At 71.9% G+C, this 20413-nt stretch carries 19 protein-coding genes; 10 read left to right on the forward strand and 9 right to left on the reverse strand.

The features are described from left to right. Window positions 1-53: 53 nt before the first annotated feature. From ACWFRJ_RS15535 to ACWFRJ_RS15545, 3 genes are all read right to left on the reverse strand, one after another. Window positions 54-947: a hypothetical protein gene (locus ACWFRJ_RS15535; RefSeq protein ID WP_453529797.1), complete on the reverse strand. Its 894-nt coding sequence runs from the start codon at window positions 945-947 to the stop codon at window positions 54-56. Window positions 948-1038: 91 nt separating this feature from the next. Beyond that, window positions 1039-2565 (reverse strand): hypothetical protein, encoded by a 1527-nt coding sequence (locus tag ACWFRJ_RS15540; protein WP_453529800.1) that lies wholly within the window; start codon window positions 2563-2565, stop codon window positions 1039-1041. 81 nt (window positions 2566-2646) lie between these two features. Then, window positions 2647-3363 (reverse strand): GntR family transcriptional regulator, encoded by a 717-nt coding sequence (locus ACWFRJ_RS15545; RefSeq protein WP_453529803.1) that lies wholly within the window; start codon window positions 3361-3363, stop codon window positions 2647-2649. 171 nt (window positions 3364-3534) lie between these two features. Here ACWFRJ_RS15545 and ACWFRJ_RS15550 point away from each other — a divergent pair, with 171 nt between their 5' ends. The 5 genes from ACWFRJ_RS15550 (at window position 3535) to ACWFRJ_RS15570 (ending at window position 8039) form a co-directional block, all read left to right on the forward strand. Then, complete coding sequence (locus tag ACWFRJ_RS15550) at window positions 3535-4836, forward strand: MFS transporter (protein ID WP_453529806.1); 1302 nt, start codon at window positions 3535-3537, stop codon at window positions 4834-4836. 50 nt (window positions 4837-4886) lie between these two features. Further along, the gene (locus ACWFRJ_RS15555) at window positions 4887-5669 is read left to right on the forward strand and encodes a putative hydro-lyase (protein WP_453531126.1); all 783 of its coding nucleotides are present in this window, start codon (window positions 4887-4889) and stop codon (window positions 5667-5669) included. Window positions 5670-5749: 80 nt separating this feature from the next. Continuing rightward, window positions 5750-6526, forward strand: a complete 777-nt coding sequence (locus ACWFRJ_RS15560; RefSeq protein ID WP_453531129.1) for a LamB/YcsF family protein — start codon at window positions 5750-5752, stop codon at window positions 6524-6526. Then, window positions 6523-7173, forward strand: a complete 651-nt coding sequence (locus tag ACWFRJ_RS15565; RefSeq protein ID WP_453529809.1) for a 5-oxoprolinase subunit B family protein — start codon at window positions 6523-6525, stop codon at window positions 7171-7173. Before ACWFRJ_RS15560 ends, ACWFRJ_RS15565 begins: the two co-directional genes overlap by 4 nt. Then, entirely contained in the window at window positions 7170-8039 is an 870-nt protein-coding gene (locus ACWFRJ_RS15570; RefSeq protein WP_453529812.1) for a 5-oxoprolinase subunit C family protein, read from the forward strand. The genes ACWFRJ_RS15565 and ACWFRJ_RS15570 overlap by 4 nt, the downstream gene beginning before the upstream one ends. A 33-nt stretch (window positions 8040-8072) precedes the next feature. Here the strand turns inward: ACWFRJ_RS15570 and ACWFRJ_RS15575 are convergent, their stop codons facing one another. From ACWFRJ_RS15575 to ACWFRJ_RS15595, 5 genes are all read right to left on the reverse strand, one after another. Next, on the reverse strand, window positions 8073-8927 hold the full coding sequence (locus tag ACWFRJ_RS15575) for an SGNH/GDSL hydrolase family protein (RefSeq protein WP_453529815.1): 855 nt from the start codon (window positions 8925-8927) through the stop codon (window positions 8073-8075). Then, the gene (locus ACWFRJ_RS15580) at window positions 8924-10204 is read right to left on the reverse strand and encodes a glycosyltransferase (protein ID WP_453529818.1); all 1281 of its coding nucleotides are present in this window, start codon (window positions 10202-10204) and stop codon (window positions 8924-8926) included. Before ACWFRJ_RS15580 ends, ACWFRJ_RS15575 begins: the two co-directional genes overlap by 4 nt. Then, entirely contained in the window at window positions 10201-11331 is a 1131-nt protein-coding gene (locus tag ACWFRJ_RS15585; RefSeq protein ID WP_453529821.1) for a glycosyltransferase family 4 protein, read from the reverse strand. Before ACWFRJ_RS15585 ends, ACWFRJ_RS15580 begins: the two co-directional genes overlap by 4 nt. 129 nt (window positions 11332-11460) lie before the next feature. Then, on the reverse strand, window positions 11461-12879 hold the full coding sequence (locus ACWFRJ_RS15590; protein WP_453529824.1) for a HEAT repeat domain-containing protein: 1419 nt from the start codon (window positions 12877-12879) through the stop codon (window positions 11461-11463). Window positions 12880-13181: 302 nt separating this feature from the next. After that, a complete protein-coding gene (locus tag ACWFRJ_RS15595; RefSeq protein WP_453529827.1) occupies window positions 13182-13574 on the reverse strand; it encodes an ankyrin repeat domain-containing protein in 393 nt (130 codons plus the stop codon). Between the two features lie 304 nt (window positions 13575-13878). Here ACWFRJ_RS15595 and ACWFRJ_RS15600 point away from each other — a divergent pair, with 304 nt between their 5' ends. Together ACWFRJ_RS15600 and ACWFRJ_RS15605 are read left to right on the forward strand one after the other, a co-directional pair. Next, complete coding sequence (locus ACWFRJ_RS15600; protein ID WP_249591193.1) at window positions 13879-14073, forward strand: hypothetical protein; 195 nt, start codon at window positions 13879-13881, stop codon at window positions 14071-14073. A 48-nt stretch (window positions 14074-14121) separates the two neighbouring features. Continuing rightward, window positions 14122-15768 carry a hypothetical protein gene (locus ACWFRJ_RS15605; RefSeq protein ID WP_453529830.1) on the forward strand — a complete coding sequence of 549 codons (1647 nt, stop codon included), beginning with the start codon at window positions 14122-14124 and terminating at the stop codon, window positions 15766-15768. Between the two features lie 14 nt (window positions 15769-15782). Here the strand turns inward: ACWFRJ_RS15605 and ACWFRJ_RS15610 are convergent, their stop codons facing one another. Beyond that, window positions 15783-17282 (reverse strand): SCO1417 family MocR-like transcription factor, encoded by a 1500-nt coding sequence (locus ACWFRJ_RS15610; RefSeq protein WP_453529833.1) that lies wholly within the window; start codon window positions 17280-17282, stop codon window positions 15783-15785. 102 nt (window positions 17283-17384) lie between these two features. Here ACWFRJ_RS15610 and yczE point away from each other — a divergent pair, with 102 nt between their 5' ends. The 3 genes from yczE to ACWFRJ_RS15625 are packed head-to-tail and all read left to right on the forward strand — an operon-like array spanning window position 17385 to window position 20233. Beyond that, complete coding sequence (yczE, locus tag ACWFRJ_RS15615; protein ID WP_453529836.1) at window positions 17385-18056, forward strand: membrane protein YczE; 672 nt, start codon at window positions 17385-17387, stop codon at window positions 18054-18056. Further along, window positions 18053-18820: a glycerophosphodiester phosphodiesterase gene (locus ACWFRJ_RS15620; RefSeq protein WP_453529839.1), complete on the forward strand. Its 768-nt coding sequence runs from the start codon at window positions 18053-18055 to the stop codon at window positions 18818-18820. The genes yczE and ACWFRJ_RS15620 overlap by 4 nt, the downstream gene beginning before the upstream one ends. A 48-nt stretch (window positions 18821-18868) precedes the next feature. Then, on the forward strand, window positions 18869-20233 hold the full coding sequence (locus tag ACWFRJ_RS15625) for an MFS transporter (RefSeq protein ID WP_453529842.1): 1365 nt from the start codon (window positions 18869-18871) through the stop codon (window positions 20231-20233). The last annotated feature ends 180 nt before the right edge of the window (window positions 20234-20413 follow it).

Raw genomic sequence — 20413 nt, forward strand, 5'->3', positions numbered from 1 at the left:
GTGCGGAACAGCAGGAAGGGTTCAAGCGGGGCGGGTCTTGGCGGGCGCGAGAATCAGGAGTGGAAGGGCAGGCCCGCGTCGGCCGCCAGCTCCAGGTCGTCGGTCTCTTCGGGGGGCAACAGGGTCGCGGACCCGTCCGTGACGGGCACGATGCCGAGTTCCAGGAGCTCGGCCATGGCGGCGCCGCCCGCCATGTCGCGCACTTGAAGCTGATAGCGGGCGGTGGTGCGGTACGTCCCCCCGGAGTCGTCGCCCGTGCGCTGCAGGAACCCGGAGTCGGTGAGGAACGCGACAGCCTTGCCGATGATGCCGGTGGTCGACCCGGCGAGGCGGCGGGCGTCCTTGGTGGCGCCCGTCGAGCTGCGCCGCGCCCAGATGCGCCAGGCGGCCTCCAGGCCGGGGGCGTCGGTCTGCGGGTCGGAGTTCTCGCCGTTCTCGTCGGCGCGCTCCTCCAGGCGGCGGCAGGCCTGCCGCACGAAGGCGTCCACTCCATTGACCGTGATCCGCCCGATGTATCCGTCGTCGGCGAGGTCCTCGGGGCGCGGGAACGCAAGCGCGGCGACGGCGAGATGGGCGAGGCCGTGCAGGAAGCGGTCGGTGGAGTCGGCGGCGGTCCGGCGTGCGTAGTCGCCCATGCGGACGGCGAACACGGAGTCCTCGGCGGCCGTCACGGCCATCCCCGCGCGCGGGGACACCTCCAGGACGACGAGCCCGAGCCCCGCGGCGACGGCGTCGGCGAGCCGCGCGAAGGGCGAGTCCTCGCGATACCGGCGCAGCAGCTCGGCGTACTCCTGGTCGCGGGCGGGCTGGAGCTTGGGCTGGAGCCCGAAGGCGACGAGGCGCGCGGCGTCGGCGGCGTCGGCCGGGGTGACGGCGGCGGTCGCGGCGGGGGCCGCCGATGTCTCCGGCTCGCCCCACGCGGTGTGCTCTGCGGGGTGCTCGGTCACGGCTTGTGCTCCTTGCTGCGGTCGTACGGGTCGCACTGGTCGTACTGGTCGTACTGGTCGTACTGGTCGTACTGGAGAAGGTCGGGGGTGCTCATGCGCTCTCCGTCCGGCCGGCCGCCATACCGGCGGCGTCGAGCAGCGCCGTGCCCACGATGAGGTCGGCGCCGCCGAATTCCTGGTCGTCGAGTTCGGTGCCGTCGTCCACGGCGAACAGGAGCTTCTCCTCGCCCTGGCGGTAGGCGGTGCCGACGGGCGGGCTCGCCGCGTGGACGGCGAGGAGTGCGACCAGGTAGGGCAGTTCGGTGTCGCGTCGGCGGGCGTCGGCGAGCAGTCCTGAGAGGCGCCGGGGCGCGTCGGGCGGCAGGGCGAGCAGCTCCATTGCACTGGCGAGCTGCTCGTCGCTGAAGCGGCTGTCGTCGGGGGTGGCGATGAGGTCGGGCTCGGGCATCTCCATGCCCAGGTGCTCCCGCTCCTGCGGTGGCGTGAGCAGTATGTCGACGAGGTCCCCGACGCGTACGGAAACGGGTGTGCGCAGGCCCGTCCCGCGTGCGAAGAACGCGTTCGTCACACGGCTCGCCTGCTCGACGGGGAGCGGCAGGAGGGGGGCGACGAGCTGCCCGTAGAGATCGAGACCGCTGCGCGTGGTGGGTGTCGCGAAGGCCTGGCGGTCCTGCTCGGCACGGAACAGCGGCCCCGCGTCGAGGAGCCGGGACTGCAGCTGCGTATGACGGCGGATGCAGTCCTTGACGATGTCGACGAGCTCGGCGGCGCGGCGCTTCTGCTCGGGGTCCTCGGACTCGTCGCGCGCCTTGCGGATGTTCGTCAGGATCGCGTTCTCGTGGCGATAGCGGTCGGCCACGTGGTCGAGCGCCTCCGCGATCATGTCGGGGACGGCCTGGAGCCAGTCCACCGCGCGGACGTTGCGCCGGGTCGCGTCCAGGGCTCTGCGGAGCGTTTCCGAGTACTGCACCGTCCGATACCGCGCCTGCTCGGCGGCGAGCTGGGCGTCGGCGAGGCGGCCGCGGCTGATCAGCACCTCGAGCTTCACCTCGGCGGCGATCTGGGCGCTCGTGACGTCGGTGTCGAGGGCGCCCACGAGGACGTTGACCGCTTCGTCCGTCGTACGGAGATAGACACTCCCCCCGTACCCGGGCACCTCTTCGATGAGCTTGAAGTCGTAGTCCCTGCGGACATAGGTGCCGTCGGGCGCAAAAGTGCCGTACACGGCGCGGAAGCCGCGGTCGACGCTGCCAACGTTGATCAGGTTCTCCAGGACCCACCGGGCCACGCGTTCATGCTCGGCCACGGGGCGCCGGGGGGCCTGGGCTCCGACGCGCGGGAGCAGCCTGGCCACTATCTGCTCGTGGTCGGCGCCGGTGTCGAAGTCCATGTTCAGGGTGACGAGGTCGATGGCGGAGAGGGCCACCTCCGCCATCGCGTACACCGAGTACTCACCCGCGAGGTTGGCCTTGCGCACGTCGAGGTCGTGCAGCGGCGCCGTGCAGGCGAGCGCGCGGAGCCGCCGCGCCAGGCCCTCGTCGGCGGCCGGGCCCATGGCGGGCCTCGGCCCCGCGCTGAGCTGGGGCGGAACGGTGTCCGTAACGGCAGGCGAAGTCACGGTGCACAGACTAGATCCTCGGTCTGACAACGGTCGAAACGGCGCAGATCTGACAGCGCCGAGCCGAAGTCCGTCCGGCCCTCAGCCGCCCGCCCGCTCGCCCTGCGCCACGCGCTGGCCATAGGCCTCCACGAGGCCGTTCCGCGAGTCGTCGAGGTAGACCGCGAGCAGCTGTTCGGCCTCCGCCGCGTCATCGTCCTGGAGGGTCCGCAGGATCTGCCGATTGCGTGCGAGATACGGCTCGTGCAGCCGACGCGGATCGTCCACCACGTGGAAGGCCAGGCGCAGTTCGGCGAAGACGCTGCGCATCACCTCGTCGGTGCGGGCGCTTCCGGCGAGGGCGACGAGTTCCCGGTGGAAGTGGATGTTGGCCGTGGAGACGCCCTTCCACTTCCGCTCGCGCGCCGCCTTCGTGCCGTCCGCGACGGCACCCGCGAGCCCGTCGAGCGCGTAGGGCGGATCTCCGAGGCCACGGACGACCGCGCATTCCACGAGGCGCCGGGTGCGGTAGATGTCCTCCACGTCCTCAATCGTGAGGACTCGGACAAATACCCCGCGATTGAGCTGATGGACCAGCAGCCGTTCGTGCGTGAGGAGACGGAATGCCTCGCGCAGCGTGTTGCGCGAGACGCCGAGCGCGCCACCGATGCTGTCCTCCGACAGCCGGGCCCCCGGCGGGAAGTAACCCTCCGCGATGCGGCTCCGAAGGATGTCCGAGACCCGCTCCGCGGTGCTGGTGCGCCCCAGGAGCGCACGGTCGTCGGCCAGTCCGCTCGCGTCAGCCATTCCCTCAGCCATGCCCGGATTCAATCGCAGATACAAGAACGAGACAACATGGGTATTGAGGGATCGTTCAACGATCCTCTACCTTGTCGAGCACGGCGCGATTCCCACCCGTGCCTCACTCCCTGCCCGTACCCCACGCCCTGCCCGCTCCGCACCCTCCGTCCCCCCTCCTGCGAGGTGCCCATGAGCACGCCCCCTCCGCCCCAGGCCCTTCCGGCCGACCCACGCCCCGTGGACGGCGAACCCACCGACGACAACGGCGCGTTCGGCTGGCTTCGTGCCCTCGGCCCGCGCGGCCGCCGCGCCTTCGGGGGCGCCTTCGGCGGCTATGCCCTCGACTCCTACGACTACTTCACGCTGCCGCTGAGCATGGTCGCGATCGCCGCGTACTACGGCCTGGACAGCGGCCAGACCGGCTTGCTCACCACGGTCACGCTGGTCGTCTCCGCCATCGGCGGCGCGATCGCAGGGGTGGTCGCGGACCGGATCGGCCGGGTCAAGGCACTGATGATCACGGTCGTCACGTACGCCGTCTTCACCGTCGCCTGCGGCTTCGCGCCCAACTACGAGACCCTGCTGGTCTTCCGCGCCCTCCAGGGCCTCGGATTCGGCGGCGAGTGGGCGGTCGGCGCGATCCTGGTCGCCGAGTACGCCACCGCCAAGAACCGCGGCCGCACGCTCGGCGCGATCCAGAGCGCGTGGGCGGTCGGCTGGGCGCTCGCGGTGATCGTCTACACCGTGGTGTTCCAGTTCCTGGACGAGGACATCGCCTGGCGCGTGATGTTCTGGACCGGCGCGCTGCCCGCCCTCCTCGTCGTCTACATACGACGCAATGTGCACGACGCACCCGAGGCGGCCGAGGAGCGGAAGAAGAGCGCGGACAAGGGGTCGTTCACCGCGATCTTCAAGCCCGGTCTCCTGCGCATCACGCTCTTCGCGGTCCTGCTGTCCACCGGCGTGCAGGGCGGCTACTACACGCTCGCCACCTGGGTGCCCACGTACCTGAAGACCGAGCGCGGCCTCACGGTGGTCGGCACGGGCGGGTACCTCACGTTCCTTATCTCCGGGGCCTTCATCGGCTACCTGGCCGGTGGCTATCTCACCGACATACTCGGCCGTAAACGCAACATCACGCTCTTCGCGTTCCTCTCCGCGGCCAGCATCCTGGCGTACACGAACATCCCGGACGGGGCCAACGGCCTTCTCCTTGTGCTCGGTTTCCCGCTCGGCTTCTGTATGTCGGCCATTTTCAGCGGCTTCGGCTCGTTCCTCAGCGAGCTCTATCCGGCCGCCGTGCGCGGCACGGGGCAGGGCTTCACGTACAACACCGGTCGCGCCGTGGGCGCCATCTTCCCCACGATGGTCGGCTTCCTGGCCGACAGCTGGGGCGTGGGCGGTGCGCTGATCTTCGGTGCGATCGGCTACGCGCTCGCCGTGCTCGCCCTGCTCGGTCTTCCCGAGACGCGTGGGAAGGAGCTGGTGTGAGCCTCACTGGCGTGAACCCCACTGGCGTGAACCCCACTGGTGTGAGCCCCATGGCCACGGCCTTGCAGAGCCCTGAGGAAGCCCGCGCGCTCTTCCGTTCGGGCACGAGCGGGCCGACCGCGGGCTGGGCGGCCGGTCATACACAGGCCAATCTGATCGCCGTGCCCGCCGACTGGGCGTACGACATGCTGCTGTTCTGCCAGCGCAACCCGAAGTCCTGCCCGGTGCTCGACGTCACCGACGAGGGCTCCTGGACCACGCCCCTGGCACCCGGCGCCGATCTACGGACGGACCTGCCGCGCTACCGGGTGTGGCAGGACGGCGAGTTGGTCGACGAGCCCACGGACGTGGTCGAGCGGTGGCGGGACGACCTGGTGTCGTTCCTCATCGGCTGCAGCTTCACCTTCGAGCGGGCACTGACCGAGTCCGGCGTGCCGATGCGCCATGTCGAACAGGGCCGCAACGTCTCCATGTACGTGACCGACCGCCCCTGCCGCCCGGCGGGCCGACTGCACGGCCCCATGGTGGTGTCGATGCGCCACGTTCCGCCCGAGCACCTCTCGACGGCGATCAGGGAAACCTCCCTGCTGCCCGCGGTGCACGGCGATCCGGTGCACTGCGGCGACCCGGCGGTGCTCGGCATCGGCGATCTGAGCCGTCCCGACTTCGGCGATCCGGTGACCCCGGAGCCCAAGGACATCCCGGTGTTCTGGGCGTGCGGGGTGACACCGCAGGCCGCGGTGATGGCTTCGCGGCCACCGTTCGCGATCACGCACGCGCCGGGCCAGATGTTCATCACCGACGCCCGTGACGAGCAGTACAGGGTCGGCTGAACAGGCCGAGCAAGCCACCGTACGGAATCAGGAGAACCACCCGCATGACCGACGCCGAGACCACGACCGAGACCGCTGCCATGATCGATGCGGTGATCGATGCGGTGATCGATCTCAACGCCGATCTCGGTGAAGGCTTCGGCCGCTGGCGCCTGACCGACGACGAGGAACTGCTCTCCGTCGTCACCAGCGCCAATGTGGCCTGCGGCTTCCACGCGGGGGACGCGGCCACCATGCGCCGCGTGTGCGAGCAGGCCGCCGCGCGCGGAGTACGGATCGGCGCCCAGGTCTCCTACCGCGACCTGGCGGGCTTCGGGCGCCGCTCCATGGACGTACCGGCCGACGAGCTGGCGGCCGAAGTGGCCTACCAGATAGGCGCCCTGGAGATCTTCGCGCGGGCGGCCGGCACACGCGTGTCGTACGTGAAGCCGCACGGCGCGCTCTACAACCGCGTCGTCCACGACGAGGACCAGGCGCGCGCCGTCGTCGAGGGGGTCCTGCTCGCGGACGGCGCGCTGCCCGTCCTCGGTCTTCCCGGATCGCGCTTCCTGGAGGTGGCAGGCAAAGCCGGGCTTCCCGTCGTCACCGAGGCGTTCGCCGACCGCGCGTACACCCCGCAGGGGACTCTCGTGCCGCGTGGCAGCGACGGCGCCGTCATCACCGAGGCGGACGCCGTCGTCGAACGCTCCGTGGGCATGGCGCGGTCCGGGACCGTCACCGCCCGGGACGGGCAGCGGATCGACGTCCGCGCGCGCTCGCTGTGCCTGCACGGGGACACCCCGGGCGCGGTGGCCCTCGCCCGGCAGGTCCGGGCACGCCTCGAAGCGGCGGGCGTCCGGGTGGAGGCCTTCGCGTGAGGGTGCTTCCAGTCGGTGAACAGGCGCTGCTCGTCGAACTCACCGACGGCGACGAGGCGCAGGCGCTCCACGCCGAGCTGCTGCGCCGCAGGGCGGCCGGCCTGATCCGCGTACGGGAGATCGTGCCGGCGGCCCGTACGGTGCTCCTGGACGGCCTCGACGACCCCGGCCGTGTCGGTGCGACTCTCGCCGCCCTGGAGATCCCGCCGCTCTCGGCGCGCGACGAGGACGTACGGGAGATCCCGGTCCGCTACGACGGGCCCGACCTGGCGGACGTGGCGGCGCACTGGGGTGTGCCGGTGACGGAGGTGGCGGAGATTCACTCGGCGGCCGAGTTCCGGGTCGCCTTCTGTGGGTTCGCGCCCGGCTTCGGCTATCTCACGGGCCTTCCGGCGCGCTACGAAGTGCCGCGTCGGGCCACGCCGCGAACGAGTGTCCCGGCCGGCAGCGTCGCCCTGGCGGGGCCGTACACGGGCATGTATCCGCGCTCGTCGCCCGGCGGCTGGCAGCTGATCGGCACGACCGATGCCGCGCTGTGGGACCACGCGCGCGTGCCTGCCGCGCTGCTCACTCCTGGGGTGCGGGTGCGCTTCGTACCCATGACGGAAGGCCCCATGACGGAAGTACCCATGGCGGAGGCACGATGACCGACCGGGCCTTCGCCGTCGTACGGGCCGGGGCGCTGACCACCGTGCAGGACCAGGGCCGACCCGGGCACGCGCACCTCGGAGTGCCGCGCTCCGGAGCCCTCGATCCGGCCGCGGCCCGCCTCGCCAACCGCCTCGTCGGCAGCCCGCCCGACGCGGCCGTCCTGGAGACCACCCTCAACGGATGCTCCGTGAGGCCGCGTTGCACGGTGACGGTGGCGGTCGTGGGTGCGCCCTGCCCGGTGACCGTCGACGGCCGCCCGGTGCCATGGGGCGCGCCCGTGCGGGTACCGGCCGGCGCGCTCCTCGACGTCGGAGCAGCCGTCTCCGGAGTACGTTGCTACATCGCGTTCGGCGGCGGTGTCGCCGTCGACCCGGTGCTCGCGAGCCGCTCCACGGATCTACTCTCCGGGCTCGGCCCTCCGCCGCTCGCGGACGGAACCGTCATCCCCCTGGGGAGCGCCTTCGCCGCCCACACGCGTGTGGACACCGCCCCCCATCCGGCGCCACCGCGGGAACTGATCCTGAGGGTGACGTCCGGGCCCCGCGCCGACTGGTTCTCCGCGGCGGCCCTGCGCACGCTGACCACGCGCGCGTACCGGGTGTCCTCGGCGAGCAACCGCATCGGTCTGCGCACCGAAGGCCCCTCCCTGGAGAGGGCGTTCGCCGATGAACTGCCCAGCGAGGGCATGACTCTCGGCGCCGTCCAGGTGCCGCCGGACGGCCGTCCCGTGGTCTTCCTCGCCGACCATCCGACGACCGGGGGCTATCCGGTGATCGCGGTGGTCAGGGAGGCGGATCTGGCCGGGGCGGCGCAGGCGGTGCCGGGTACGCCGGTGCGTTTCGTCCCGGTGGGACGGCGTTGAGGGTCTCCCTCTCCTGAGGCCGACTACGGTCTCCTACGCCGCGTCCGGCTGCTCGGTCGCGGTGAGCGCGGCGAGAGCCGCTTTCACCGCATGGGTGGCGCTCAGGTCGAGCCGGGCGCTGCTGCCCCGCACCTGGTGACGTACCTCGTCGGCCGCGAGGGTGAGCAGCTGGGGCAGCAGATCGGTGCACCGGCGTGCCACCCAGCCGGTCCCTGCCGTGGCAAGCCACAGCAGGCTCGCCGACCGAGTGGGCGACGGCAGTTGGGGCTCGCACGAGGGCGGGCTGCCCGCCGCTGTCCCCCGCGCCGCGAGCAGCGCGTGGAAGCGGGCGGCGACAAGACGGTGGCCCCGCTCGCCCGGATGCAGCCGGTCCGCGCTCCATAGGGCGCGGTCGGCGACCCACTCGTCCTCGGCGAGGTGCAGGTGGACGGCGCCGTACCGCTCGGACAGCGCGTGCACGACGGCGTTGACCGCGCGTTGGCGCCGGGCCAGGGGGCGGGACAGCGCGCCCGGGAGGCCGAGCATGGCGCCCGGGTCGGGGAGGCAGGCGGTGAGCAGTTGGGCGCCTTGCCTCGTGGCGGCTCCGTAGACCGTGTCCAGGCGGGCTGCCACGGCCTGGATGTCGAACGTGCAGCGGAGGGTGTCGTTGACACCGACGATCACGGAGACCAGGTCGGGGCGCAGCTTCAGAGCCTCGGGCAGTTGGCGGTTCAGTACGTCGCCGGTCTGGGCGCCGCTGACTGCGAGGTTGTGGAACCGCACCTCCCCCTCACGTGATGCAAGGCCCGGTGCCAGCAGCGCCGCCCATCCCCGCCAGCCTTCCTCCGTGGGGTCCCCGACGCCCTCGGTGAGGGAGTCGCCCATGGCCACGAAACGCGACGCCCTCATGAAGCGAACCCCTTGCCGTACACCCCTCCGCCTGCTGAATCCGCACCCGGCATCAGGGTTGTGCCCACCCGTCCCGCCTTGCGGGAAGCCTGCCCACAACTGGGCGGTCCCGCCTCATGCGCCCCCAAAAACGCCGCCACCGCCCCGCCCCACCCGAAGCACTCCGCACGCGCGCGTGCCGCCTCTCTGCGTGTCCGCTCAGGGCGGGCGAGGAGCGTCTCGACGGCGGTCGCGAACGCATCGCCGCTGTCCTTCGCCACCGCGCCCGCACCGCCCACGATCTCCGGCAGCGCCGACGACGCGCTGGCCACCACCGGCGTACCGCACGCCAGTGCCTCAAGGGCCGCCAGCCCGAACGTCTCGCAGGGGCCCGGTGCCAGGCAGACGTCGGCCGCGGCCTGCAGTGCGCCCAGGGCCGCACGGTCCGCGACGTGCCCCAGGAAGGTGACCGGCAACCGCCGCTCGCGCGCCCGCAGTTCCAGGCGGGCGCGCAGTGGCCCGTCCCCCGCCACCACGAGGACGGCCTGCACGCCCCGGCCACGGAGCGCCTCCAGGGCGTCGAGCGCCATGCCCGGCCGCTTCTCCACGGAGAGGCGGGAGCAGAGCACCAGCAGAACGTCATCCACGCGCGCGTGGCGCTCACGCACGCGTGGATCGCGAAGACCCGGACGGCTGGCCACGAGGTCGACGCCGAGCGGTGCGCGGACGACGTTGCGCGCCCCGATGCGGACGAACTCGCGCTCGGCCCACTCCGTGGTGCACACGACCCGCGCGAAGGCGTGCGCCGTACGGGAGTTGAGGGCGTCGGCCGCGCGCGAAGCGGCCTGACGCGGCAGGCCCCAGGAGCTGAGGACGCCGTCCGTCGTCTCGTGGGAGACCATCACGGCCGGGATCCTGCGGTGCCTGGCCCACGCGCCGGTCCAGCGCAGGGTCGTACGGTCGGAGACCTCGATGCGGTCGGGGGCGAGGCGCTCGAGGAGCCGGGCCGCCCTTCGGCGGTCCGTGAGGACGCGGTAGCCGCCGGTTCCGGGCAGCAGCGTGCCCGGAAGTGTCACGACGCGGCCCTGGTCGGTGTCGCGGAACCCGGCCCGCTCGCCGGGCACGATCAGCACGGGCTCGTGCCCGGCCTCCCGGTAGCCGCGGCCCAACTCCCGCAGTGCGGTGCGCAGTCCGCCCGACGTGGGGGCGACGAAGTTGGCGAGCCGCACGATGCGCAAGGAGTCGGCGGGGCGCGCGCCGGAGCGCTCGGCCGCCTCCCTGTAGAGCGCCGCCCTCATGCCGCCACCGCCGTCCGCGCGGCGAGCACCTGGGCGTAGTGGTCGACGAGTTGTTCGCCCACCGCCTCCCAGGTCCGCCCTTCGACGGCCGCGCGCCCGGCCGCCCCGTAGGCCGCACGCAGCCCCGGATCGGCGGCGAGCGCCCAGACCGCGTCACGCACCGCGAGGGCGTCCCTCGGCGGCACCAGGAGTCCGGTGCGACCGGGGACGACGAGGTCCAGCGGGCCTCCGGCGGCGGGCGCGATCACCGGCACGCCACTGGCCATGGCCTCCTGCACGGTCTGACAGAACGTCTCGTAGGGACCGGTGTGCACGAAGAGGTCCAACGAGGCGAAGATCCTGGCGAGTTCGGACCCGGTGCGGCGTCCGAGGAACACCGCGCCGGGCAGCGCCGCCCGTACGGAATCCTCGCTGGGGCCGTCGCCGACGACGACAAGGCGTACGCCCTCCAAGGAGGACACCCCGGCGAGGAGTTCGACCTGCTTCTCGGGAGCGAGGCGCCCTACGTAGCCGACGATCAGCTCGCCGTTCGGCGCGAGTTCGCGGCGCATGGCCGCGTCCCGGAGGGCGGGCCTGAACCGGGCGGTGTCCACTCCCCGTGGCCACAGCCGCACCCGTGGCACCCCGTGTGTCACGAGATCGCGCAGGGCGGCCGACGACGGGGCGAGGGTGCGGTCGGCCGCGGCGTGCACGGCACGGATGCGCCGCCAGGCGGTGGACTCCCCCATGCCCATGTACGTACGCGCGTAGCCGCCCAGATCCGTCTGGTAGACGGCGACGGCGGGGACGCCCAGGCGTGCGGCGGCCGCCATGCCGCGCGCGCCGAGGACGAAGGGGCTGGCCAGATGGACGAGGTCGGCGCGGTGCGCGCTCAGGGCTGCCGACAGGCGCCGACTGGGCAGCGCCAGCCTGACCTGGGGATACCCGGGCAGGGGCAGGGAGGGGACGCGGATGACGGGGCAGGGCGCACTGGCTTCGGCTGCGGCGTCCGCCCCGGCCGCGGGGGCGGGGGCGATGACCAGGGGGTCGTGACCGCGCGCGACGAGCTGCCGGGCGGTCTGCAGGGCGCAGTGCGCCACGCCGTTGACGTCGGGAGGGAAGGATTCGGTGACGATGACGACACGCATACCCGTGTTGTCGTCGCGCGGGGCGTGGTCACGTCAACGTGGATCTTTACTGACGAGGAACGTCCCATGAGCGTTCCGCTCCGCACGCGCCCCGGGGCGCGCCCGACCGTACTTCCGCCGCGCCGAGGGCTACACCTCGGCCGCGTCGGGGCCGATTCTGCTCCGTACCGCGGTCTGCACCTCGTCCTCCTCGGCGGGGTCCGCGGCGAGCCTTCTGAGCTGGGTGACCACGCGGGCGTCGCCGGTCTCGGCATGCCGTGCGGCGACCTCGCGGGTGGACTCCTCGCAGTCCCACAGGCACTCGACGGCGAATCCCGCGGCGAAGGAGGGGTCGGTGGCTGCGAGCGCGCGGGCGGCGCGTCCGCGCAGGTGGGAGGAGGCGGTCTCGCGATAGACGTGACGCAGGACGGGGGCCGCGCAGCCGATGCCGAGCCGTCCCGCGCCGTCGACGAGCGTCCAGAGGGTCGGCGTGTCCGGGCCTTCGCCCCGTACGGCTTCCCTGAGGGCGGTGAGGACGAGGTTGCTGTCCTGGGCGCCGCCCCTGCAGGCGAGCACCCGTCCCGCGGCGGCGCCGAGCGCGTCGGGCCGCAGGGCCCAGCGGCGGGCCCGCTGCACGGCGGCGACGCTGCGCATCCGTTCGAAGGACTCGGCCGCGGCGTCCACGACGGCCCGTGACGGGCTCTGGACGGCGTCCTCGATCAGGTCGAACACGTCGGGATCATGGGCGTCCGCGAGGTAGCGCAGGGCCGTTCCGCGCGCCCCGTCGGAGCCGTTGCGGGCGGCTTCGAGGATCTCGGCGCGGTCGTCGGGCCCGGCGACCGCGCTCAGGCAGCGAGCTGCGGGCACATGCAGGACGGCGCCGCGTTCGAGCCCTTCCTGCGCCCAGTCGAAGACGGCCTGGACGCTCCAGCCGGGGCGTGGCCCCGATGGCCGCATCTGGCGTTGCCAGCGGTCGAAGGATCCCTGCTCGCGGGCGGCCCGCACCCGGGCGCCGACGGCCTGCCGCGGATCCTCCTCCCACAGCCGCCAGGGCCGGGGTTCGTAGGCGTCGCGCACGACGGCGGCGAGTTCGGCCTCGCCCTCCGCGTCCGAGGGGAATCTGGCGAGCACGGGCTCGGCGAGGGCGCGCAGGCCCGCGTCGTCGTCCCGCATCGCCAGTTCGTCGAGGGCCCAGGCCCAATTGGTGCCGAACGACGCGTACCTGCGCAGCAGTTCGAGGGCGTCGTGCCTGCCGTAGGAGGCGAGGTGGCCCAGGACCGCGAGTGCGAGGCCGGTGCGTGAGTCGTCCGTGTTCAGGACGTCCTCGGCATCGAAGAGATGCCGCTCGATCTCGTCGATCCCGCCACGGAGATCGAGATAGAGCCTGGCGTAGTAGAGGGAGCGGTTCTCGACCTGCCAGTCGTGGCGTGGGTCGTGGAGCACACAGGTCTCGAGGGCGGCGAGCGCCTCGGACCGGGGTGCGGTGAGTGCGTGCAGGGTGCCGTCACCGCGGCCCCTCTGCAGCAGGCCGAGCAGCGTACCGCTGGGCGCTATGACCGGATCGAACATGGGAAACAGCCTCACATCAAGCGTCGACGCAACCGGGAATCGTGAATTACCTGGCCGTGCGCCAACACGTCGGGCCGCCCGCCGTCTCTTGCTTGGTGTAGACCATCTTCCTCTACCTCTCGTCGGTGGCCCGTAGTGATCCCGGACGGGAGGTCCGGGGGCGGGCCGCTCACGGTCCGCGCGGTGCGGCATCTCCTGCCCCGCCGTCGCGTCCGTGAATCACGTCGTCATGATGACCCAGCGGTTCAGCCCGCCGCGACCACATTTCCAGCGCCCCCGTTGTTGCTGGTCAGCTACCCCGTTCAGGCCGCCCCGAACAGCTCGAGCAGCTCCGTCTTGGCAAACATCCGGGCGGTGTCCACCGCCGACGGTGTGCCCGCGGCCGGATCGGCGCCCGAGTCGAGCAGCGCCCTGATCACCGCGTCCTCGCCCTTGAAGACGGCACCGGCGAGCGGGGTCTGCCCCCGGTCGTTGGCACGGTTGGCCTCGCCGCCCCGCTCCAGGAGGGCCCTTACCGCGTCCGCGTGGCCGTGGTAGGCGGCGAGCATCACGAGGGAGTCGCCGCTGTCGTTCGTGAGGTTCGCCGGAACTCCTGCGTCCACGTACGCGGCGAGGGTCGCGGTGTCGCCCTGGCGCGCCAGATCGAAGATCTTGGTCGCCAGCTCCACGACTTCCGGGTCGGGGGCTTCACTCATGGACCGGACCGCCTTTCTACTGCGGGATGACTCGGGATGACTCAGGCCGTACGGCGACCGGTGCAGCCGTACGGGTGAACCGACAGGCTACTGCCCGTCCGGGCACATGACCGGGCACGCCCACGGCAAAGATCATCAAGGAACCCGGACACCCTCCGGATCCGCGCCCGCGTGGCCCAATAGACCCCCGCCATTCGAGGGAATTCCGGAAAAATTCCCCCATTTGCACCTTTTATCGTATGGATACATGCTGTGAACCTGGAACAACTCATGGTGACTGTCCCCACCAACCAGGAGAACCGTCATGATCCTTTCCATCTCGGGCGTCGTGCTGCTCGGCATCATCGTCTTCCTGTTCTTCCGCAAGGACGGCCTCAAGGCGTCCCACGCTCTGGTCTGCGCGCTCTTCGGCTTCTTCATGGCGGGCACCGCCATCGCCCCGAGCATCAAGGCCGGCAGCGCGAGCCTGGCGAGCCTCCTCGGCGGGATCAAGTTCTGACGGCTCCTGCCCCCTGTAGTACTTCGTTCGCACCATCTGGAGACTGACGTGGCCCGGCGCCCCCTCCCCCGCATCCTGAGCAACGGAACCGCCTCGATCGCCCGGAGCCGGGAGTTCGCACGGTCGGCCGCCGACAACGCCACCGACGTCCTCCACCCGCTGATCACGATCACTCGTGGACTGCGCCGGCTGGCAGCGGCCGGGCGGCGCAAGTGGGCCGACACCCCCAAGGACCGGCGCGGACCGCTGCTGTTCCTCGTGGCCTCCGTCGTCCTGGTCGTGGCCCTCATTCCGTACGGTCCGCTGCTCGCCGCCATCTGCCTGATGGCGGCCGCCGCGTGGACCGGCAGGGAACGCACGGCGCCGGCGCCCACCGGCCCCGACGAGGCGCAGACCCAGCGGCTGCAGTCCCTCTACGAAGCGCTCGTCCCGTACTTCTCCGTCCCCGAGGACCCCGCGCCGCTCTTCGCGCACGGCGGCGAGTGGGACAGGGCCCTCACGTCGTACGAGTTCGACGACAACGGACGTGTCTCCCATCTGGTGGTGCGCTACCCCGCGTACTTCACTGACGGCGAGCCCGATTCACGCGCGCGGATCGAGCAGCTCCTTCACGCGAAGGCGGGCCGTGGCCGCGAGTACCACTTCGAGTGGGACGAGGAGGGCAACCAGCTCACGGTGAACGTGCTGCCCCCGCTGCCCACCGACATCGCGGCCCAGCGGTTCGTCACGGCCCCCGGCGAGACCGTGCTCGGCTTCACCGACCCCACCGGTGTCCAGCGCACCCTGCCCGTGACGGACGGCGACGAGCAGCGCGACGTACCCCCCGTCGTCTGGCGCACGGGCCCCCGCTCCACCGAGCCCCACCTCCTGGTGGTCGGCGAACCCGGCAGCGGCACCACGACCCTGCTGCGCTCCATCGCCCTACAGGCCCTGACCCACGGCGACATCCTGATCATCGAGGGCAGCGGCATCGGCGACTACGCCTGTCTGACCGGCCGTGACGGCGTCCTTGCCATCGAGTGCGGGCTCGCCGGAGCCCTGGCGAGCCTGGAGTGGGCCGCGCACGAGACGGAGCGGCGCCTGATCTCCGCCAACCGCGCACGGCAGGCGGGCCACCCCGCCCCCGACGACACCAAGCGGCCCCTGTGGATCATCCTGGACCGCCCCAGCGTGCTCGGTCACCTGGCTGCCGCCGACGGACGCAAGGACCCGCAGTCGCTGCTCCAGGTGCCGCTGCGGCACGGCAGGGCGGCCAATGTCACGGTCGTCGTGGCCGACCAGTTCGACAGCCTGGACGCGCTGAGCGATCCGGTGCGCCAGCACACACGCGCGCGCGTGGTCCTCGGCCCCACGACGCTCGACCAGGTCGAGGACATCCTCGGGGTGCCGCCCCGCACGACGCCCACGTCCGACGTCCCGCCCGGCCGCGGCTACGCCCGGCTCGGCACGGGTCAGGTGCACCGGCTCCAGGTGCCCGCGACGCCCGATCCGTACGACGACGCGACGAGCGAGTCGCACCGCCATGCGGTGACGGAGCTGCTGCCCGCACGGAGCACCCCGGCCGATGCGGACGCCGGCGCCGAAGGGGGCACCGGCACGGGCACAGAGACGGCCGAGGGCGTCGAAGCAACCGAGGCCGACACCGCGGCGACGGAACCCGTCACGAAGCCGCAGCCCGTCCCCGCCGAGAGCTGACCGGGAGCCGGTCCTCAGGCCACGAAGGCCCGCGACGCCTCCACGCCCGAGCCCGCCCCCGTCTCCACCAGGCGCGCGGCCGCCGCGAGGCGCGCCGCCGCCTCGTCCGCCACCGCGCCTGACACGGTGAACGGCAGCCGCACATACCCCTCGAAGGCCCCGTCCACCCCGAAGCGCGGCCCTGACGGGACCCTGACCCCCACCCGCTCGCCCACTTCGGCGAGGCGGGAGCCGGAGAGGCCTCCGGCACGGGCCCACAGAGTGAGGCCGCCCGCCGGTACCGCGAACTCCCAGTCGGGCAGTTCGCGGCGTACGGCGGCGACCAGGGCGTCGCGGTTCTCGCGGGCCTGGTCCCTGCGCACCCGCACGGCCGACTCCCAGCCGCCGGTGCTCAGGAGCCAGTTCACGGCCAGCTGTTCCAGGACGGGGGTGCCCATGTCGGCGTACGCACGCGCCGAGACCAGGCTGCGGATCACATCGGGAGCGGCCCGCACCCAGCCGATGCGCATGCCCGCCCAGAACGCCTTGCTCGCCGAGCCGACGGTGATGACGGTCGAGCCCGCCGGATCGAAGCCGCAGACGGGGCGAGGCATCGTCAGATCGTCGTCGAGCTCCAGCTCGATCATGGTCTCGTCCACGACGACGACCGTTCCCGCCGAGCGCGCGGCGTCGACGAGCTTGCGCCGCTGGTCCTCGTCGGCGAGGGCGCCCGTGGGGTTGTGGAAGTCCGCGACCACATACGCGAGGCGCGGGGCGGCATCGCGAAGGACCTGCCGCCAGCGGTCCATGTCCCAGCCTTCGAGCCCCTCGGACATGGCGACGGGGACGAGGCGGGCGCCCGTCTCGCGCATGAGTTGGAGGATGTTGGCGTACGAGGGGGACTCGACGGCGATGCGTTCGCCGCGCGGTGCGAACAGATGGCAGATCGCGTCGATGGCGCCCATCGCCCCGGTCGTGACCATGATCTGTTCGGGCATCGTCGGGATGCCGCGCGCGGTGTAGCGCTCGGCGAGCATCTGGCGCAGCGCGGGCAGACCGGCCGGGAAGTCTCCGTGGGTGTGCGCGTACGGAGGCAGTTCCTCCAGGGCGCCCTGTACAGCGCGGGTGAGCCACGGCTCGGGCGCGGGCAGCGCCGCGCAGCCCAGGTCGATCATGGAGCCGAGCGCCTCGGGCGGAAGGGGTTCGAGCCCGCGCGCGGGCAGGGGGTTCCCGGCCGGGACGGCGGTCCAGCTGCCCGCTCCCCTGCGGGACTCCAGGAAGCCTTCGGTGCGCAGCGCCTCGTACGCGGCGGCGACCGTGGTCCGGCTGACGGCGAGGGAGACGGCGAGCTCGCGCTCGGCGGGCAGGCGCGCGGCGACCGGGACGCGGCCTTCGAGGACGAGCATGCGGACGCCGTCGGCGAGGGCGCGGTAGGCGGGCGGGCGGCGCGTGCCGGGGCCCGCGGGGCGCGTCTGCTGCGAGGTGAGCAGCCGGGCGAGCTGCGTGGCGCCCACCGCTGAAGTCCACTGAGCCATGATTCCCAGTCCACCTTCCTGGAATTGGCCATGGTTGGCATCCTGTTACGAGCCACAGAGTGTCATGTGTCAGGCCACTATCACCAGCAGGGGGGCCATCTCTTGTCCACGCCGAAGCCGCCTAAGAAGCCGCCACACCTCACGCGTCGGCTGATCCAGCTGTACGTCGGTCTGGCGCTGTACGGCGCGAGCTCCGGGCTCCTGGTGGTGTCAGGGCTCGGTCTCGAACCGTGGAACGTGCTGCACCAGGGCCTCGCCGAGCTGACCGGTCTTTCCATCGGCGTCGTCTCGATCTTCATCGGGGCCGCGGTGCTGCTCCTGTGGATCCCGCTGCGGCAGCGCCCCGGCCTCGGCACGGTGTCCAACGTCTTCGTGGTCGGCCTGGCGATGGACGGCACCCTGGCCCTGATGCCCGACGCGCACGCGCTCGGCGCCCGCATACCGCTCCTCGTGGCGGGGATCGTCCTGAACGGTGTGGCGACCGGGCTCTACATCTCGGCGAAGTTCGGTCCTGGACCGCGGGACGGCCTGATGACGGGCCTGCACCAGCGCACCGGGCGTTCGATCCGGCTGATGCGGACGCTCGTCGAGGTGGCGGTGGTGGCCACCGGCTTCGTCTTCGGCGGCACGGTGGGCATCGGAACGGTCCTGTACGCCGTTGCGATCGGCCCGCTGGCCCAGTTCTTCCTGCGCTTCTTCGCCGTCCCCGCTCCATCAGAGGGAGACCCCGTGGTCGCCGACGGTCAACCGGAGCAGGCGATACTGCAGCGGTGACCACGCGCGTACGCCACCCCTACCTCGACCATCCGGGACCGCTCCCCTTCGCCCACCGCGGCGGGGCGGCGGACGGCCTGGAGAACACCGCCGCCGCGTTCCGGCGCGCGGTCGACCTGGGGTACCGCTACGTCGAGACGGACGTGCACGCCACGTCGGACGGCCGCCTCGTGGCCTTCCACGACGCGACGCTCGACCGCGTGACGGACACGGCCGGGCGGATCGCCGACCTTCCGTGGAACGACGTGCGCCACGCGCGCGTGGCGGGCAGCGAGCCGGTACCCCTCTTCGAAGAGCTCCTGGAGACCTTCCCGGACGTCCGCTGGAACGTGGACGTCAAGGCCGAGCCCGCCCTGCTCCCGCTCCTGGAGCTGCTGCGCCGCACCGACGCCTGGGACCGCGTGTGCGTCGGCTCGTTCTCCGAGGCCCGCGTCGCACGGGCCCAACGGCTCGGAGGCCCGCGCCTCGCCACGTCCTTCGGTACGCGGGGAGTGGCGGCCCTGCGACTGCGCTCGTACGGCGTCCCCGCAGCCGTGCGCCGCTCGGCGGTGTGCGCGCAGGTGCCCGAGACGCATGCCGGGATCCGGGTGGTCGACCGGCGCTTCGTGAGCGCCGCCCACGCGCGCGGGCTGCAGGTTCACGTCTGGACGGTCAATGACGCCGCACGCATGGCCGCTCTTCTCGACCTCGGAGTGGATGGCATCATCACTGATCACATCGAGACGCTGCGCGAAGTGCTGAAGGACCGGGGAGCCTGGGCCTGACCGCCTCAAGGGCGGCAGCGGACCACGGGGACCAGCGAGGGGGCACGGGTGGGCACCGACACCGTGCGTACGGCACCACCGGCCGACGAGAGTTCCGCACAGCGGCGGCGCGAGCAGCACGGCTGGTACTTCTACGACTGGGCCTGCTCGGTCTACTCGACCAGCGTCCTGACCGTGTTCCTCGGCCCGTATCTGACGGAGATCGCCAAGTCGGCCGCGGACGGCGACGGATACGTCCACCCGCTGGGCATCCCGGTCAGCGCCGGGTCCTTCTTCGCGTACGCGGTGTCGGCGTCGGTGATCGTGTCGGTCTTCGTCATGCCGCTCGCGGGCGCCGCGGCCGACCGCACGGGCCGCAAGAAGCCGCTGCTCGCGGTGGCCGCCTACGTGGGGGCCGCGTCGACGGCCGGCATGTTCTTCCTGGGCGGCGACCGCTATCTCCTCGGCGGCTTCCTGCTGATCGTCTCCAACGCCTCGCTCGCCGTCTCGATGGTGGTCTACAACTCCTATCTGCCGCAGATCGCGCCTCCGCACGAGCGTGACGCGGTCTCCTCGCGCGGATGGGCGTTCGGCTACGCGGCGGGCGCGCTCGTCCTGGTGGCGAATCTGGTCCTGTTCCTGGCCCATGACACCTTCGGCGTCTCGGAGTCCACGGCCGTGCGCATCTGTCTGGCGTCGGCAGGTGTGTGGTGGGGCGCCTTCACGCTCGTACCGCTGCGGCGGCTCCGTGACCGCAAGGCGCCGCCTTCGCAGTCGTCCTCACACGCATCGGCGCGCGGCTGGCGGCAGCTGGCGTCGACCGTGCGCGACATGCGCCGCCATCCGCACACCCTGGCGTTCCTGCTCGCCTATCTGGTCTACAACGACGGCGTGCAGACGGTGATCTCCCAGGCGTCCGTGTACGGCTCCGAAGAGCTCGGCCTCGACCAGTCCACGCTGATCGTGGCGGTCCTGCTCGTACAGGTGCTCGCGGTGGCGGGGGCGCTCGCCATGGGCCGCCTCGCACGGACGTACGGAGCCAAGCGCACCATCCTCGGCTCGCTCGTCGCGTGGACGGTGACGATCGGGGCCGGGTTCTTCCTGCCCGCGGGCGCGCCGGTGTGGTTCTTCGTGCTCGCGGCGGGGATCGGCCTGGTGCTCGGGGGTTCGCAGGCGCTCTCGCGGTCCCTGTTCTCCCATCTGGTGCCTGCGGGCAAGGAGGCCGAGTACTTCTCCGCGTACGAGATCAGCGACCGCGGCATGGCCTGGCTCGGGCCGCTGATCTTCGGCCTGACCTACCAGCTCACGGGGAGCTACCGGGACGCGATCGTCTCGCTCGTGGCCTTCTTCGTGATCGGTTTCGTCCTGCTCGCGCGGGTACCCGTACGGCGCGCGATCCGCGACGCGGGAAATCCCGTACCCGCCAGGATTTAGCAACTGAAGCCAAAGGGCGGTAGTGTACGCGTTTGGCTTACCAGGCGGACCGTTACTGCGCGCTGAAGATTCAGAAACGCAGGGTGACATCCTCTGTCAGATGTGACATACCGGGCACTGGTGGGTACAACAAGGGGCGGCATACGACGGCGACGCATGACCCTTAACGGGAATCTTTAC

The sequence above is a fragment of the Streptomyces sp. NPDC055239 genome, assembly GCF_053606205.1.

Bases quoted from the DNA above. Each gene is read 5' to 3' on its own strand.
- ACWFRJ_RS15545 (WP_453529803.1), bottom strand. From the start codon at position 3,363: ATGGCTGAGGGAATGGCTGACGCGAGCGGACTGGCCGACGACCGTGCG.
- ACWFRJ_RS15550 (WP_453529806.1), top strand. From the start codon at position 3,535: ATGAGCACGCCCCCTCCGCCCCAGGCCCTTCCGGCCGACCCACGCCCC.
- ACWFRJ_RS15555 (WP_453531126.1), top strand. From the start codon at position 4,887: ATGGCCACGGCCTTGCAGAGCCCTGAGGAAGCCCGCGCGCTCTTCCGT.
- ACWFRJ_RS15560 (WP_453531129.1), top strand. From the start codon at position 5,750: ATGATCGATGCGGTGATCGATGCGGTGATCGATCTCAACGCCGATCTC.
- ACWFRJ_RS15570 (WP_453529812.1), top strand. From the start codon at position 7,170: ATGACCGACCGGGCCTTCGCCGTCGTACGGGCCGGGGCGCTGACCACC.
- ACWFRJ_RS15575 (WP_453529815.1), bottom strand. From the start codon at position 8,927: ATGAGGGCGTCGCGTTTCGTGGCCATGGGCGACTCCCTCACCGAGGGC.
- ACWFRJ_RS15580 (WP_453529818.1), bottom strand. From the start codon at position 10,204: ATGAGGGCGGCGCTCTACAGGGAGGCGGCCGAGCGCTCCGGCGCGCGC.
- ACWFRJ_RS15585 (WP_453529821.1), bottom strand. From the start codon at position 11,331: ATGCGTGTCGTCATCGTCACCGAATCCTTCCCTCCCGACGTCAACGGC.
- ACWFRJ_RS15590 (WP_453529824.1), bottom strand. From the start codon at position 12,879: ATGTTCGATCCGGTCATAGCGCCCAGCGGTACGCTGCTCGGCCTGCTG.
- ACWFRJ_RS15595 (WP_453529827.1), bottom strand. From the start codon at position 13,574: ATGAGTGAAGCCCCCGACCCGGAAGTCGTGGAGCTGGCGACCAAGATC.
- ACWFRJ_RS15600 (WP_249591193.1), top strand. From the start codon at position 13,879: ATGATCCTTTCCATCTCGGGCGTCGTGCTGCTCGGCATCATCGTCTTC.
- ACWFRJ_RS15610 (WP_453529833.1), bottom strand. From the start codon at position 17,282: ATGGCTCAGTGGACTTCAGCGGTGGGCGCCACGCAGCTCGCCCGGCTG.